A 14,934-nucleotide genomic window follows, 5' to 3' on the forward strand; every position below is an offset into this window, starting at 1 on the left:
AACCTGATAAAAAGCGCCGCCAATGAAAGTCTCTTGGAAAACTCTTCTCCTATGGTCTATTCCCCTACTGCTCATGGGCGTTCTCCTCTGGCAGGGGGCAAGTAACTTTGTGCTCAATCAAAGTCAGCCTCCCCTCAATGCCGCCAGTACGCGCATGAGTTATGGGCGATTCCTCAACTATCTAGAGGCGGGTCGCATTAGTAGGGTGGACATTTTTGATAATGGTCGCACCGCCATTGTGGATCTCGCAGATCCTGAATTCATTAACGGCCGTCCCCTGCGGGTACGCGTAGATATGCCGGGTATGGCGCCGGAAGTCATTAGTAAACTGCGCGAGCAGCACGTAGAAATTGATGTGCATCCGGCGCGCAATGATGGTGCCCTGTGGGGACTGTTGGGGAACCTGCTCTTTCCTGTTCTTCTGTTGGGGGGACTCTTTTTCCTCTTTCGCCGCTCTAGCAATGTGCCGGGCGGCCCTGGGCAAGCAATGAACTTTGGCAAATCCCGCGCCCGCTTCCAAATGGAGGCTAAAACAGGGGTCACCTTTGACGATGTGGCCGGCGTAGATGAGGCCAAGGAAGAACTGCAAGAGGTGGTCACCTTCCTGAAAAAGCCGGAGAAATTCACAGCCGTGGGTGCCCGTATTCCCAAAGGGGTGCTCTTGGTCGGGCCTCCTGGTACGGGTAAAACAATGCTAGCCAAGGCGATCGCGGGCGAAGCGGGGGTACCCTTCTTCTCCATTTCAGGCTCAGAATTTGTGGAAATGTTTGTGGGGGTGGGTGCCTCTCGCGTGCGGGATCTCTTCCGCAAAGCCAAGGAAAATGCTCCCTGTTTAATTTTTATTGATGAAATTGATGCCGTGGGTCGCCAACGCGGTGCCGGCATCGGCGGCGGCAATGATGAGCGGGAGCAAACCCTCAACCAGCTCCTCACGGAAATGGATGGCTTTGAGGGCAACACAGGCATTATCGTGATTGCGGCAACCAACCGCCCTGACGTGCTGGATGCGGCGCTGTTGCGTCCCGGTCGCTTTGACCGTCAGGTGATTGTGGATGCTCCCGATATCAAAGGGCGCTTGGCTATTCTCAAGGTGCATGCCCGCAACAAAAAATTAGCGCCGGAGGTGTCCCTAGAGGCGATCGCGCGCCGTACCCCTGGTTTTACGGGGGCGGATTTGGCCAACCTCCTCAATGAAGCGGCCATTCTCACCGCCCGTCGCCGCAAGCCAGCCATCACCATGCTGGAAATAGACGATGCCGTGGATCGGGTGGTTGCCGGTATGGAAGGCACGCCGCTCATTGATGGCAAGAGCAAGCGGCTGATTGCCTACCATGAAGTGGGGCATGCCATTGTCGGTACGTTGCTGAAGGATCACGATCCGGTGCAAAAGGTGACCTTGGTGCCTCGCGGCCAAGCGCGTGGTCTCACTTGGTTTATGCCCTCCGAGGATTCTGGACTCATCTCGCGATCGCAACTGATGGCCCGCATGGCCGGTGCCCTAGGGGGTCGTGCGGCAGAATACGTCGTCTTTGGGGAGGCTGAAATTACAACTGGCGCCGGCAATGATCTGCAACAGGTCACGGCCATGGCAAGGCAAATGGTCACCCGCTTTGGGATGTCTGACCTTGGGCCTTTGTCATTGGAAACCCAAAATGGCGAAGTCTTCCTAGGCCGAGATCTGGTTTCGCGCACAGAGTACTCTGAGGAAATTGCTGCACGCATTGATGCCCAAGTGCGAGAATTGGTGCAGCACAGCTACGAAGTAGCCATCAAAATTATCCGCGAGAACCGCGTGGTCATTGACCGCTTAGTGGATCTACTGGTGGAAAAAGAAACGATTGATGGCGAAGAGTTCCGCCAAATTGTTGCTGAGTACACTGCTGTTCCTGATAAAGAGCAGTTTGTGCCGCAACTTTAAGGGGAACCTATAGCTCTTTTTCAATTGATTTCATGTGTTTAGGTGTGGGGTTTGCCCTGCACCTTTTCTTTACATTTTGAAGCGACCGAAATAGAATGATAATTGTTATCAAATTGTTAGAAACTCCAAGCCATGACCCAATTTTCCCTTCCTGAACTAACCACGGCAGATGCCACTATTGCTGCCCTCCCAATGGCTCCCTCTCCGCGCGTTTCCGATGCTGAGATGGAGCAGGCTGTGCGCGTATTACTGATGGGGTTGGGTGAAAATCCAGATCGCGAGGGACTGCGGGACACCCCCAAGCGAGTGGTCAAGGCCTTGAAATTTTTAACCTCTGGCTATTATCAATCCCTTGATGAGATTCTCAATGGGGCGGTTTTTCACGAAGACACCAACGAAATGGTGTTAGTGCGCGACATTGATCTATTTAGTTCCTGTGAGCACCATATTTTGCCGATTATTGGTCGCGCCCACGTCGCCTATATTCCCAATGGCAAAGTGATTGGATTGTCGAAAATTGCTCGCATTTGTGAAATGTATGCGCGGCGGCTGCAAGTACAGGAGCGATTGACGCAGCAAATTGCCGATGCCCTGCAAGGACTGCTTCAGCCCCAAGGGGTGGCGGTGGTGATTGAAGCCACCCACATGTGTATGGTCATGCGCGGCGTGCAAAAGCCGGGGTCTTGGACAGTGACCAGTTCAATGCAGGGGGTTTTTGCGGAGGACGCGCGGACTCGCCAAGAATTTCTTGACCTGATTCGCCATCAACCCTCCTTCCACTAAACAACGCCATGGATACCTGCCAAGTCATTGTTGTCGCTGGTCGTTGGGGTGCCGGCAAGACCCACTGGATTCGGCAGCAATTAGCAGCCCAGAGTTGGCAGGAAGCCCTTTTTTACGCCTGTCCGGGGTATGGGGCAATGGGGGTAGATTTGGTACGCATGGGGTATCTCTATCCACGATTGCAAGTACTGCCCACTGCAAGTCTGGAAGAGTGCTGGGAAAGGTTGCCAAACCAAGGGCAATTTTTTCTAGAGGTGGGCTATCACCTAGACATCCAGCAGTTGCAGATTCCCCTCTCCACGGTGAAGCGGGTGGCGATCGCCACCCCCCAGGAGACAGAATTCTGCCACTGGGCCGATGAGGTGATTGAACCCGCCGTGCCCTTGCCAGCGATCGCCCCCACTTTGCCCGAGCTGTGGCAAGTAGAACTCACCGGTCAAGTCTTTGATCCCCCCAGTTTGGATGCGGTGCTCCTTGAGCTGACAGAGGGCGCCTATGGTCAAGTGCAGCGGCTAAAGGGAATTTTTGAACTGCCGGATGGTCAAGCCTTTGCCGTTGATTTTTGTCTGGGTCTTGAGGAGATCGAGTACACCAATCTCAATGTCCCACCATGGTTAGAAGGGCGCCCCCAACGCTGGAGCGGTTTAGAACTGATTGGCTATCACCTAGACAAAGCCGCCGTCCGCGAACTCATTGCCGATGCCGTCCTCAGTGACACTGTTTTAGCGCAATACCAAGTTCACTACCGAACACAGGTGGAGGCTGAAGGATGAAGTACGCCGTCATTTCTTGTATTCACGGCAATTACGAAGCCCTGAATGCGGTTCTGTTAGATATTGATCGCCAGCGAGTAGATCAAATTTACTGTCTGGGTGATCTTGTGGGCTATGGTCCCTATCCCAATGAAGTGGTGGAGATGATTCGCTCCCTCGACATTCCCACCTGTCAGGGGTGCTGGGATGAAGATATTGTTATGGGCTTGAATGCCTGTGAATGTAGTTACCCTTCCCAATTGGCCGAAAAACGGGGGCGACGCGCCCATGAGTGGACTCAGCGCAAGCTGCACCCTGAGGTTCGCGAATACCTTGCCCAATTACCGATGACCCTACGCCAGGGAAACCTGTGCTTTGTCCACGGCAGTCCTAACAGCCAACATGAATATCTCCTTCCCAGCATGCATGGATTTGCGGCCCTTGAGCGCGTCCTAGGCGCTCAAGCAGATGTGCTCTTCTGTGGCCACACTCACATCCCCTATGTGCGTTACCTACGGGACGGAAAGATTCGAGTCCACCACAGGGGAGACACCCCCCAAGAATTTCAAGCAAGCGTCAAGATGATTGTCAATGCCGGCTCAGTAGGAGAGCCACGCCATGGCCGTCCCAATGCCACCTACGTTATCTACGACACTGATACCCAAGAAGTCATCCTACGGGAAGTTCCCTACGATTACCAGAAAACCTGCGCCGCCATTCTTGAGCAGGGGTTGCCGCCAATTTTTGCCTGGCGATTGGCGCGGGGCATGGAGTTTGCAGAACGAGCGGATGATCCTCATCACGTTTGCCAGCGATGATTGCTCACTGGGCTATCCTCAGCGGTATTGAGGGGAATCTGAGGGCACTGGAGGCAGTGCTTAGGGATTTACAGCGACAACGTCCCCCTGTGACAACGCTTTACGTCCTAGGAGACATCATTGGTCTTAAGGGGCAAAATGACGCTGTGGTGCAACGTTTGCAAATGCCTGACCTAGAGCCTTTAGACCCCCAGATTTGTACAGGCTGGTGGGAGGAGCAATGCTTTAATCTATTCGGTGTCGGCCTGTCGGGGGAAGTTCCTGAGTTGATTGCCCAGCAAGGAGAGGCAGCAGTGGGCCAGCTGTGGGAGTCCATCTCGCGCTCTTCAGTGCAGTGGTTGCGATCGCTCCCCTTTGGTTTCCATGAGTTAGATTGTCTCTTAGTTCATGGCAGTCCGGTCAGTGCCTCAGAGGTCTTAACGCCAACTACTTCTCCGGCGGTGTTGTGCGATCGCCTGATTCGAGCGGAGGCTAACCAATTATTTTGTGGGCGCTCTGGTCAACTCTTTGACTGCTGGGTGAGTGCAGAGGCATTAACCAGTGAGGTAATAACCCTAGAGACAAGTGAGCAGCAGACCTTTGACTTGCCAAAGCGCCGTCTTATTGGTGTGGGATCTGTGGGGCGAGAGCCGGGCAGAGCCAGCTATGTCCTCTACCAGCCGGGGAGTAATCATCTTCAGCAGTGTTTTGTCCGCTATGAGCAACGACAGCCCTTTTCAGGGGGATAGAGTATGATTCAAAGACTGTAGAAAAGAGCTATCGGTGTCTTGTTTTACTGGGGATCAGTATTTTTACCTTTGAGCAAGCCAATCCACTCTTTCACTTGGTCGGCTGCGATCGCTTGACATCCCAAGCCAAAGGCGAGGGCGATCGCCACTGCAATTGAACCAAAGAGCAGACCAAAGGCTAGATTCACAATGCTGGCCGCAATGCCCATCTGCTGCAACGCCATTGCGCCCACAAAAGCAAGGATGGCCATCCGAGCAGCTTGAGCCAAAAATCGCGCTTGGGATCCCCCCATAGCCGCCACCAGCCGAAACGCCCAATTGGCCAAGTATAGACCCACAGCAAAGATGACAATTCCCACCAGCACTTGGCCGAGAATCACTAGGAGGGCAGTGACAAAAGCAGTCAGCGCCGAAATTTCCAGCACTTCCACCGCAGCGATCGCCCCTACCAAGACAATGCCCACCAATACAACAATGCCGACAATTTCTGAAGGCTGACGCCACTGGCGCTGCGTTTCCGTTGCCTGTTCTGCGGCAGCGGGCGGTAGCGGCAGGCCTAGCCAAACAAAGACTTGGTCAAAGCCCAAGCTACCCAGAAAGCCCTGGAGGGTCTCAGCCACAAATCGGCCAATCACATAGCTTAAGACAAGAATCACACCAGCAGTGAAAATTCGCGGTAGGGCCAGCAAGACTTGATTGAGCATTGCTGTTGCCGGTTCGCTAATGGCAGCAATTTGCAGCGCCTCCAAGGCGGCGATCGCCGTCGGAATCAGAATGAGCACATAAACCAGTGTCCCAGCGCCGGTTGCCAATGACTCACCGAGGCTCACTTGCCCCAACCCAAGGCGCTGTCCCAGTCGCTGTACCCCAAAAGCCGTCATTAAATTGACAACCAGTCTGCGCACAATCTGGGCAATGAGCCAGCCGACTATACCGATAATGACCGCCTTCAGAACAAAGGGAAGTGCCGCCAAAATGTCGTTGAGCAGGTTTTGGACAGGCTGCAGCGCTCCCTGCAGCTCCAGAACTCCCAAAATTAAGGGCAGGAAAAACAGGAGGATAAACCAATAAAGGGTATTCCCCAGCATGTCACTAAAGAGAATCGGAGGAGGTGCTGCCTCTTCCGCAGTCAACTGCTGCAAAGGACGATCCAAATTCAGCGTCTGGGCAGAGCGAATGGCCACCAACTTGGCAAAGGTCGCCACCAGCCAAGCAACAGCTCCCAAGATAATTGCTGCTCCCAGTTTAGGGAGGAAACTAAAAACCTGATTGAGGAATGTATTCAGGGGTTGAGAGGCTGTGGTTAGGCGCAGCGCATCTAGAAACATGACCACGGCCACCAAAAAAATAACCCAAAAAACGAGACCACTGACGATGCCAGTAATTGAAATTCTGCGCACCGCTTCATTGTCGCTGCCCAAAAACTGGGCTAAGCGCGTATCAAATTGCAGCCGCTTGAGCAGGGTTTGGGTGACTTTTGCCAAGATCAGGGCCACAATCCAACCCAAGATCAGCAGCGCCACCGCAGTAACAACTTGAACCAGTAGCCCCCTTAAATTATTCAAATCAAGACCAATGCCCTCCCGGATTTGCTCACCCATGGGCAGAGAGTCTGGCGTGAGTTGAGCAAGGAAGCCCTGCGGTTGAGGTAGCAACCGAGCCAACATTTCTTTTTCCTCAGTCACAACTAACGAACGCGACACTAAAGGCCAACCCTATCCTATCAAGAGGGAAAAAAACACCTAGCAAGTTTACGAATTCTTAAGACAAAAAAATCCCCCGCCGTAGGCAGGGGAGCTAGAAAAAAACGATCTCAGAAGAAGGCTACCCTCAACCGAATTTGGCTGCTGTCGAGGCAATGAGGAAGGCAGCGTAGGTCAGCACATAGCCCACACTAAAGTGCGCCAGACCCACGAGGCGAGCCTGCACAATCGAGAGCGCAACGGGCTTATCTTTCCAACGCACCAAGTTAGCCAAGGGCGTGCGCTCATGGGCCCAAACCAAGGTTTCAATCAACTCTTGCCAATAACCGCGCCAGCTAATCAGGAACATGAAGCCTGTCGCCCACACCAGGTGACCGAACAGGAACATCCAGGCCCAGACCGACAGGTTATTGGTGCCAAAGGGATTGTAACCATTGATGAGCTGTGAGGAGTTCAACCAAAGGTAATCCCGCAGCCAGCCCATGAGATAGGTGGAGTTCTCGTTAAACTGAGCCACATTGCCTTCCCAGACACCAAGATGCTTCCAGTGCCAGTAGAAGGTCACCCAGCCAATCGTGTTCAGCATCCAGAACATGGCCAGATAGAAGGCGTCCCATGCGGAGATGTCGCAGGTACCGCCACGGCCAGGGCCATCGCAGGGGAAAGCATAGCCGAAGTCTTTCTTGTCTGGCATCAGTTTCGAGCCACGGGCATCCAATGCCCCTTTGACCAAGATTAAGGTGGTGGTGTGCAGCCCCAAGGCAATGGCGTGGTGCACCAAGAAGTCCCCAGGGCCAATCGTCAAGAAGAGAGAGTTGGTACCACTGTTGATGGCATCGAGCCAGCCGGGTAGCCAGACGTTGCCATAGTTAGGCCAAGCAGTGCTTGCAATGCTATCGGGATTTGACAGCAGCGTATCAAAGCCATAGAGCAGTTTGCCGTGAGCTGCTTGAATGAACTGCGCAAACACTGGCTCAATCAGGATTTGCTTTTCAGGGGTACCAAAGGCCACCACAACATCGTTGTGGACATAGAGACCCAACGTGTGGAAGCCCAAGAAGAGGGACACCCAGCTCAGGTGGGAAATGATCGCCTCCTTGTGTTGCAGCACCCGATCCAACACGTTGCCTTTGTTTTGGGCTGGATCATAGTCGCGCACCAAGAAGATGGCACCATGGGCAAAGGCACCCACCATCAAGAAGCCAGCAATGTACTGGTGATGGGTATAGAGGGCAGCCATCGTGGTGTGGTCTTGGGCAATGAAGGCATAGGGCGGCAGTGAGTACATGTGCTGAGCCACCAAGGAGGTAATCACGCCCAAGCAGGCCAAGTGCCAACCCAACTGGAAGTGCAGCGAGTTGTTGTAGGTTTCATAGATGCCTTGGTGAGGCATATTGAAGGGACCTTCCACCTTCGTGCCAAAGAAATCCTTGGCATCCATCATCTCTTTAATGCTGTGGCCAATCCCAAACTGGGTGCGGTACATGTGACCCGCCACAATAAAGAGCACGGCGATCGCAAGGTGGTGGTGCGCCATATCCGTGAGCCACAGGGACTCCGTTTGGGGATGGAACCCACCCAAGAAGGTGAGAATCGCGGTTCCAGCACCCTCTGCTGTGCCAAAGACATGGCTAGCCGTATCAGGATTTTGGGCATAGACCCCCCAGTTGCCCGTAAAGAAGGGCGCCAGACCAGCGGGGTGAGGCATGGTGCTCAGGAAGTTATCCCAGCCCACGTGCTGACCACGGGACTCTGGAATGGCCACGTGAATCAAGTGACCCGCCCAGGCCAAGGAGCTAACCCCAAATAGCCCCGCCAAGTGGTGGTTCAACCGCGATTCGGCATTTTTGAACCAAGAAAGGCTCGGACGGAATTTGGGTTGCAGGTGCAGCCAGCCGGCAAAGAGAGCCAGCGAAGCCAGAATCAGCAGGAAGATGGCACCTTGGTAAAGGTCACCATTGGTGCGCATACCGATGGTGTACCACCAGTGATAGACACCGGAGTAAGCAATGTCCACAGGATTAGACGCCCCCGCTTGGGTGAAGGCATCCACTGCGGCTTTGCCAAATTGAGGATCCCAGATCGCATGGGCGATGGGACGGGTGTGGACAGGGTCTTGAATCCATTGCTCAAAGTTCCCCTGCCACGCAACGTGGAATAGGCTACCAGACACCCACAGGAAGATAATGGCCAGATGTCCAAAGTGGGAGGCAAAAATCTTCTGGTAAAGATTTTCCTCGGTCATGCCATCGTGGCTTTCAAAGTCGTGAGCCATAGCGATGGCGTACCAAATCCGGCGTGTGGTCGGATCCTGTGCGAGGTCTTGGCTAAACTTCGGAAATTTAGTTGCCATAGTTGGTTATCTCCTCCTCGCCCCTATCCTACAGAAATAATCCGAGCTAGGAAGAATGCCCAAGTAGTGGCAATCCCCCCTAGGAGGTAATGGGCTACACCGACAGCACGGCCTTGAATAATGCTCAGGGCACGGGGTTGAATGGCCGGTGCAACTTTCAGCTTGTTGTGGGCCCAAACAATGGACTCAATCAGCTCTTGCCAGTAGCCACGACCACTGAAGAGGAACATGAGGCTGAAGGCCCAAATGAAGTGAGCACCCAAGAACAACAAACCATAGGCGGATAGGGCTGAACCATAGGAGCCAATCACCTGAGAAGCTTGTGCCCACAGGAAGTCCCGTAGCCAGCCATTGATGGTGATGGCACTCTGGGCAAAGTTACCGCCCGTGATGTGAGATACCGTGCCATCGGGAGCAACAGTACCCCAGACATCGGACTGCATCTTCCAACTGAAGTGGAAAATCACAACAGAGATGCAGTTGTACATCCAGAACAGACCCAAGAAGACGTGATCCCAACCGGAGACTTGGCAGGTACCGCCACGACCGGGACCATCGCAGGGGAAGCGGAAGCCCAAGTTGGCTTTATCGGGAATGAGGCGAGAGCTGCGGGCAAAGAGTACGCCCTTCAGCAGAATCAGCACTGTCACGTGGATCGTGAAAGCGTGGATATGGTGCACCATGAAGTCGGCAGTTCCCAGAACAATGGGCATCATGGCGACTTTGCCACCGACAGCAACGACATCACCACCAAAGGCAACACTAGCGGTCGCTGCTGCATTGGGCGCAGTGCCACCGGGGGCTAGGGTGTGCAGGTGTTGTACCCATTGGGCAAACACGGGCTGAAGCTGAATCCCCGTATCCGAGAACATATCTTGGGGACGACCAAAGGCGCGCATCGTGTCGTTGTGGACGTACAGGCCGAAGCTGTGGAAGCCCAAGAAGATGCACACCCAGTTGAGGTGAGAAATGATGGCATCGCGATGGCGCAGTACCCGATCCAGAACGTTGTTTTGGTTCATTGCTGGATCATAGTCACGCACCATGAAGATGGCACCGTGGGCCGCACCTCCCACAATCAGGAAGCCGCCAATCCACATGTGGTGGGTAAACAGCGACAGTTGGGTGGGATAGTCGGTGGCCAAGTAGGGATAGGGGGGCATGGCATACATGTGCTGCGCCACAATAATGCTCAGCGAACCCATCATGGCTAGGTTGATGGCCAGTTGGGCATGCCAAGAGGTGGTCAGCACTTCGTAGAGACCTTTATGGCCAGCGCCGGTGAAGGGACCTTTGTGGGCTTCAAGAATCTCTTTAAGGCTGTGGCCGATCCCCCAGTTGGTGCGGTACATGTGACCGGCAATGATGAAGAGGACGGCGATCGCCACGTGATGGTGGGCGGTATCCGACAGCCACAGGCCACCTGTAACAGGATTCAAGCCACCATTAAAGGTCAGGAAATCCGAGTAGGCAGCCCAGTTAAAGGTGAAGAAGGGAATGACGCCGCTGAAAAAGCCCCAATCTACTTTGGGATACAGCTCGGCCATCAAGCTGGGGTTGAGGATAAATTCGTGGGGCAAGGGAATATCCTTGGCAGCGACCCCTGCATCCAAGAGTTTGTTGATGGGTAGGGACACGTGGATCTGGTGACCTGCCCAAGCCAAAGACCCTAAGCCAAGTAACCCGGCAAGGTGGTGGTTGAGCATGGATTCCACGTTTTGGAACCATTCCAGCTTAGGAGCGCGCTTGTGATAGTGGAACCAGCCTGCAAAGAGCATTAAGCCAGCCATGACCAAGCCACCGATGGCGGTGCAGTAAAGCTGGAACTCATTGGTGATCCCAGAGGCACGCCACAGTTGGAATAGCCCCGAAGTGATTTGGATGCCGTGGAAACCACCGCCAACATCCCCATTGAGAATGCCTTGACCCACAATGGGCCAGACCACTTGAGCACTGGGCTTGATACCGGTGGGATCGGCCAGCCAAGCCTCATAGTTTGAGAATTTTGCACCGTGGAAGTACATCCCACTCAGCCAGATGAACACCACAGCCAGATGGCCGAAGTGTGCACTGAAAATTTTGCGGGAAATATCTTCAAGGTCGCTCGTGTGTGTATCAAAATCGTGGGCAAGAGCGTGGAGGTTCCAAATCCATGTGGTGGTTTGGGGTCCTCTGGCCAAGGTGCGGTCAAAATGCCCGGGTTTTGCCCATTTTTCAAACGATGTGGGCACCGGGTCATTGTCAACCACGACTCTGACCTTTGGCTCTCGCTCCGGTGGACTGATGGTCATCGAGTCTCTCCTCTCTCTTAGGCAAGGAAGGAACGAGGGCATTCACCTCAGCAATATAGAAAGATCTTTAGATCAATGATTGTGAAGAATCGTGAACCTAAAGACCCAGAATGGAACGATAAAGCCCGTTCAGGAGGCGAATGCTCAATTCAGCATTATAGAAGGGCAGTACAGACTTTGCCGATAATTAACATTATTTAAGATGCTTGAATTCTTGACATGATTGTGGGGGTATAAATGCATAATATATGGGCTATCATATCCATTGATTTGACACAGGTAGATGTGGCTCAATCCCCTGTAGGATAAGCGTTTGGGGCGATCGCGCCCTCATTGGTAATTGTTTTAAGTTTTATGACAAAAGTGATTATTTATACCCCTGATGCGCCTATGCCTGTTGGCCCCTATAGCCAAGCCGTGCGGCAAGGGGAATGGGTCTTTCTCGCAGGGCAAATTGCCCTCGATCCCAAAACGGGTGAGATTGTCGGTAGGGAGGATATCAAGGCGCAGACCCGCCAAGTGATGGACAACCTCAGTGCTGTCCTCAAGGCCGCCGGCAGCGATTGGTCACAGGTGGTCAAGACAACCGTTTATCTCGCAGACCTCAATGACTTCGCTGCCATGAATGAAATCTATGCTCAGTACATGGATGCCGAGACAGCGCCTGCTCGTGCCTGTGTGGAGGTCTCGCGACTGCCGAAGGGAGTCAAGGTTGAAATTGACTGCATTGCCTACTGTCCTATTCAACTAACGGCCTAACGGCAATCACTGAGGCACGAAAATTATACTCTTTGCCCTCTAACTCTACGGGCGTCCCCACTTTGATGCCAGTATTCCCTAGGACTGGTCCATTCTTAGTGATCTGACCTCGCCCCTCTAGCGTAAGGAGCAAGTTGCTACTAAAGGCCATCTCTGGGCGGGGATCTGGCAGGGCTTTAACCGAGCCATCGGGCTGGGACACAGTAACCGTGCGTGGCAGTACTTGGACATTTTTTACAGTCACTTGGCCATAGGGCTGGTTGCGAATAATAAAGTTGGCAGTGCTGCCCTCAGGAATCAGATCTTGGGGACTAGGGGTACTCAAACCAAGAACCAAAATATCCACTTCAATGGGTTGGGCAGCGGTCATTTGTGCCAACGAAGTGCCCGATCGCCCCGGTAGGAGAAATAATCCCGCCAAGACGCACAGGAGAACAACCCCTGCCCCAAGGTCTAAAAGACTCAGCTTGCCAAAAAGACGGCCATAGCGATCAATGAGTTTCATTGGCACTCTAGCTTAAACCTGCAGCAACATCCTACCATGCACATACTCTTTAACTGGTTTGCCAAACCCAGAGTTCCCCGTGGGTGCCTCCTGCTGCCAATATTGCCACCGGAAACGAATCCTTGACCTTACGGATAAAGAGAGCACACACCGTGCCACAGTGCAGATCAAGCAGTTGGGGTTGCCAGCTGCTTTCATCCTCACTGAGGTGCCAGAGGGTAATCCCCTCTTGGAAACCACTAAAGAACCAATCAGGATGTGCCCTGACTCTTCGGCGGCCCACCACTGGCGATCGCTAGACACGATGAGGATCATTAAGCTTTTTAACTTTTGAGGGGTTCGATGCCCTGAAGATCGACATGCTATCTGTTAGAAGAGATGTACCATGCTGAACTTGACTAGGAAGCTCAAATGCTTGACTGGTTGGAGCAATGCCGTTGCGTTTATAACCACGCTTTAGCAGAGCGCAAAGACTGGATCAAATCAATTTGCGTAAGTGTGCAGTCAACGCTTGCAGCATGAGGCAGGAATACATCATTCCTGCTGACACAGCTTATCCCGACTACGCCAAACAGCAGAAAGCGCTGACCAAAGCGAAAGAGGAGAATCCAAAACTCAGAGCCGTTCACTCTCAAGTCTTGCAAGATGCCTTGAGACGAGTGGATAAAGCGTTCAAACGTTCAAATTGATGCCGAAAGAGGTTTTGGTTTTCCTCGATTCAAGAAGCTTGGTGAGTATTGCTCATTATTTCTAGATAATCCTTGTAGTTGATCATCTCCTCACGGTTTCTCCCTTAATACAGTAGGCATCGGCACCACTAGGAAGGGCAGCAACGGCCTCGAGGGCAGATTGGTGGGAAGTGAGGATCACCCCATGAATGTGGGGAAACTCCTGCTTAAGCCGTTGGGTGGCGGCAATTCCATCTAGCCTTGGGAGGCCAATGTCCATAATCACCACTTAAGGCTGCAATTGCCGTGTCAAGTCAATGGTGCCATACCCGTCTTCGGCATAACCCACCACAGCAAATGGCTCCCCTAGCCCCAGTTGCATCATTAGACATCTTCAACAATCAGGAGCCACAGCTTGGGTGCCATGGTGGGCGCAGAAGTGCATTAACTAAGACCTGGAACGTTCAAGCTTCCCGTGAGTTCTTCCATCCGTTCCCGCATCGTAGCAGTGGATTTTTGATAGGCATCGCGCATAGCAGCGGTCACTAGATCCGAGAGCACCTCAGCCCCTTCACTAAGGAGGTCTGGGCTAATCTCAACCCGACGCGGTTCTTGGGTACCACTCATAATCACTCTAACGGCTCCCCCTGCCGCCTGTCCCTCAATGTCCATTTTTTCAAGGTCTTCTTGCAGCTTCTTGGCGCCCTCTTGAACCTGCTGCGCTTTTTGGATGGCGGCGGCCAGCTCTTTCATTTTGCCAAGCCCGAAGCCAAAACCCTTTCCCTGTGTCATAGTGTCCCTTCTGTTTCTCTGGAGTGCAAACTATTGACTGCTATCTTACCACTGTCGTGGCGGGGAGATTAGCGAGCTGCCCGGGCAAGGGCATTGTAAAGGCCGTTGAGAACCGGAGGCGAAGGCAGGGGCGGTGAATTCTCAAAAATTTGGCTGGGGGTAAGGTTGCGGCGACCATAGAACTGGGTATTGGCAGTTTGGTCAAAGCCAATTTTGGCTCCCTCAAGAGCCACCCCTGCAAATAGCCCAGCACTGCGGGTGTAGGAAAAGACTTGGGGACTCGGGTCGGTGGGACTGACCACCTCTCCACCCACTGGACCTGCGGCAACCGAGACATTGCCCCCCAAGCGAAATGACTGTCTCAAGCTGCGCCTGACTACCGATTTGTCCATGAAGGCCAGCACCACATCTGTGGATTGGGCACCAATTTGCAGGCCAAAGCTTCCGCCGGTCATGGTGATAAAGGCGGGCTTACTCCATTCGTTATTTTCATTGCGCACAAGAAGGATGCCAGCACCCCGGCGGCCACCAAAAATAAAGCCGGCTTGAACCACATTGGGAATAATGGCAATGCCTTGGGCACGCTGGATAATCTTCGGTGGGATGCGATTGTTGCTGTTAAAGGTAAACTCGCCAAGGACAAATGTGGCATTTTCGACCCGCTGCACCATGCGAGAGTCAGGGGTATTTTGGGCAAGGGTAGTGTGGGGGATGAAAACCAAGGCGATCGCCCCACCCATGACAGACCCCACTCGGCATAAGCGTCCCATCACAAAACCCAATTCCATCGCGATCTCCCTCATCAAGGCATCAATATATCGCTAGACGGGCGAACCTTTCTGGCTTGTTCCATCACCCATCATG

14 protein-coding genes and 1 pseudogene are annotated in these 14,934 nt (G+C 53.3%); 7 read left to right on the top strand and 8 right to left on the bottom strand.

Features of this window, described 5'->3' with window-relative positions; genetic code table 11:
- Positions 1–22 precede the first annotated feature (22 nt).
- The 5 genes from ftsH2 to ACK4HN_RS02095 all read left to right on the top strand — a co-directional run bounded on the left by ftsH2 (position 23) and on the right by ACK4HN_RS02095 (position 4,999).
- Positions 23–1,918, top strand: coding sequence for an ATP-dependent zinc metalloprotease FtsH2 (gene ftsH2 / locus ACK4HN_RS02075; RefSeq protein ID WP_409868865.1), 1,896 nt, complete (start codon positions 23–25; stop codon positions 1,916–1,918).
- Positions 1,919–2,110: 192 nt separating this feature from the next.
- On the top strand, positions 2,111–2,701 hold the full coding sequence (folE, locus tag ACK4HN_RS02080) for a GTP cyclohydrolase I FolE (protein WP_300876160.1): 591 nt from the start codon (positions 2,111–2,113) through the stop codon (positions 2,699–2,701).
- An 8-nt stretch (positions 2,702–2,709) separates the two neighbouring features.
- Positions 2,710–3,474 (top strand): GTP-binding protein, encoded by a 765-nt coding sequence (locus ACK4HN_RS02085; RefSeq protein ID WP_409868864.1) that lies wholly within the window; start codon positions 2,710–2,712, stop codon positions 3,472–3,474.
- Positions 3,471–4,271: a metallophosphoesterase family protein gene (locus ACK4HN_RS02090; RefSeq protein ID WP_409868863.1), complete on the top strand. Its 801-nt coding sequence runs from the start codon at positions 3,471–3,473 to the stop codon at positions 4,269–4,271. Before ACK4HN_RS02085 ends, ACK4HN_RS02090 begins: the two co-directional genes overlap by 4 nt.
- Positions 4,268–4,999 carry a metallophosphoesterase family protein gene (locus ACK4HN_RS02095; RefSeq protein WP_409877187.1) on the top strand — a complete coding sequence of 244 codons (732 nt, stop codon included), beginning with the start codon at positions 4,268–4,270 and terminating at the stop codon, positions 4,997–4,999. Before ACK4HN_RS02090 ends, ACK4HN_RS02095 begins: the two co-directional genes overlap by 4 nt.
- A gap of 44 nt (positions 5,000–5,043) precedes the next feature.
- Here the strand turns inward: ACK4HN_RS02095 and ACK4HN_RS02100 are convergent, their stop codons facing one another.
- From ACK4HN_RS02100 to psaA, 3 genes are all read right to left on the bottom strand, one after another.
- A complete protein-coding gene (locus ACK4HN_RS02100) occupies positions 5,044–6,666 on the bottom strand; it encodes a mechanosensitive ion channel (protein WP_409868861.1) in 1,623 nt (540 codons plus the stop codon).
- Positions 6,667–6,829: 163 nt separating this feature from the next.
- Entirely contained in the window at positions 6,830–9,055 is a 2,226-nt protein-coding gene (psaB, locus tag ACK4HN_RS02105) for a photosystem I core protein PsaB (protein WP_409868860.1), read from the bottom strand.
- 23 nt (positions 9,056–9,078) lie between these two features.
- Positions 9,079–11,346: a photosystem I core protein PsaA gene (gene psaA, locus ACK4HN_RS02110; RefSeq protein WP_409868859.1), complete on the bottom strand. Its 2,268-nt coding sequence runs from the start codon at positions 11,344–11,346 to the stop codon at positions 9,079–9,081.
- A 354-nt stretch (positions 11,347–11,700) separates the two neighbouring features.
- Between psaA and ACK4HN_RS02115 the strand changes: the two genes are divergently transcribed.
- A complete protein-coding gene (locus tag ACK4HN_RS02115) occupies positions 11,701–12,105 on the top strand; it encodes a RidA family protein (RefSeq protein WP_409868858.1) in 405 nt (134 codons plus the stop codon).
- On the opposite strand, the gene ACK4HN_RS02120 is transcribed toward ACK4HN_RS02115, so the two are convergent.
- Positions 12,086–12,610: a DUF4330 domain-containing protein gene (locus ACK4HN_RS02120; protein ID WP_409868857.1), complete on the bottom strand. Its 525-nt coding sequence runs from the start codon at positions 12,608–12,610 to the stop codon at positions 12,086–12,088. The genes ACK4HN_RS02115 and ACK4HN_RS02120 overlap by 20 nt on opposite strands.
- Before the next feature lie 49 nt (positions 12,611–12,659).
- Positions 12,660–12,896, bottom strand: coding sequence for a hypothetical protein (locus ACK4HN_RS02125; protein WP_409868856.1), 237 nt, complete (start codon positions 12,894–12,896; stop codon positions 12,660–12,662).
- A 125-nt stretch (positions 12,897–13,021) separates the two neighbouring features.
- Between ACK4HN_RS02125 and ACK4HN_RS02130 the strand changes: the two are divergent.
- A pseudogene (locus ACK4HN_RS02130) lies at positions 13,022–13,372 on the top strand (helix-turn-helix domain-containing protein); the annotation flags it as partial.
- Between the two features lie 9 nt (positions 13,373–13,381).
- Here the strand turns inward: ACK4HN_RS02130 and ACK4HN_RS02135 are convergent.
- From ACK4HN_RS02135 to ACK4HN_RS02145, 3 genes are all read right to left on the bottom strand, one after another.
- The gene (locus ACK4HN_RS02135; protein ID WP_409868855.1) at positions 13,382–13,558 is read right to left on the bottom strand and encodes a response regulator; all 177 of its coding nucleotides are present in this window, start codon (positions 13,556–13,558) and stop codon (positions 13,382–13,384) included.
- 164 nt (positions 13,559–13,722) lie between these two features.
- On the bottom strand, positions 13,723–14,070 hold the full coding sequence (locus ACK4HN_RS02140) for a YbaB/EbfC family nucleoid-associated protein (RefSeq protein ID WP_409849715.1): 348 nt from the start codon (positions 14,068–14,070) through the stop codon (positions 13,723–13,725).
- 68 nt (positions 14,071–14,138) lie between these two features.
- Entirely contained in the window at positions 14,139–14,840 is a 702-nt protein-coding gene (locus tag ACK4HN_RS02145) for a lipid-binding SYLF domain-containing protein (protein WP_409868854.1), read from the bottom strand.
- Between the last annotated feature and the right edge of the window lie 94 nt (positions 14,841–14,934).

It is taken from the genome of Thermosynechococcus sp. (assembly GCF_046299655.1).
In the GTDB taxonomy this organism is placed as follows: domain Bacteria; phylum Cyanobacteriota; class Cyanobacteriia; order Thermosynechococcales; family Thermosynechococcaceae; genus Thermosynechococcus.

Coding starts and splice junctions, on each gene's coding strand:
- ftsH2 (WP_409868865.1), top strand. CDS start 23: ATGAAAGTCTCTTGGAAAACTCTTCTCCTATGGTCTATTCCCCTACTG.
- folE (WP_300876160.1), top strand. CDS start 2,111: ATGGCTCCCTCTCCGCGCGTTTCCGATGCTGAGATGGAGCAGGCTGTG.
- ACK4HN_RS02085 (WP_409868864.1), top strand. CDS start 2,710: ATGGATACCTGCCAAGTCATTGTTGTCGCTGGTCGTTGGGGTGCCGGC.
- ACK4HN_RS02090 (WP_409868863.1), top strand. CDS start 3,471: ATGAAGTACGCCGTCATTTCTTGTATTCACGGCAATTACGAAGCCCTG.
- ACK4HN_RS02095 (WP_409877187.1), top strand. CDS start 4,268: ATGATTGCTCACTGGGCTATCCTCAGCGGTATTGAGGGGAATCTGAGG.
- ACK4HN_RS02100 (WP_409868861.1), bottom strand. CDS start 6,666: ATGTTGGCTCGGTTGCTACCTCAACCGCAGGGCTTCCTTGCTCAACTC.
- psaB (WP_409868860.1), bottom strand. CDS start 9,055: ATGGCAACTAAATTTCCGAAGTTTAGCCAAGACCTCGCACAGGATCCG.
- psaA (WP_409868859.1), bottom strand. CDS start 11,346: ATGACCATCAGTCCACCGGAGCGAGAGCCAAAGGTCAGAGTCGTGGTT.
- ACK4HN_RS02115 (WP_409868858.1), top strand. CDS start 11,701: ATGACAAAAGTGATTATTTATACCCCTGATGCGCCTATGCCTGTTGGC.
- ACK4HN_RS02120 (WP_409868857.1), bottom strand. CDS start 12,610: ATGAAACTCATTGATCGCTATGGCCGTCTTTTTGGCAAGCTGAGTCTT.
- ACK4HN_RS02135 (WP_409868855.1), bottom strand. CDS start 13,558: ATGGACATTGGCCTCCCAAGGCTAGATGGAATTGCCGCCACCCAACGG.
- ACK4HN_RS02140 (WP_409849715.1), bottom strand. CDS start 14,070: ATGACACAGGGAAAGGGTTTTGGCTTCGGGCTTGGCAAAATGAAAGAG.
- ACK4HN_RS02145 (WP_409868854.1), bottom strand. CDS start 14,840: ATGGGACGCTTATGCCGAGTGGGGTCTGTCATGGGTGGGGCGATCGCC.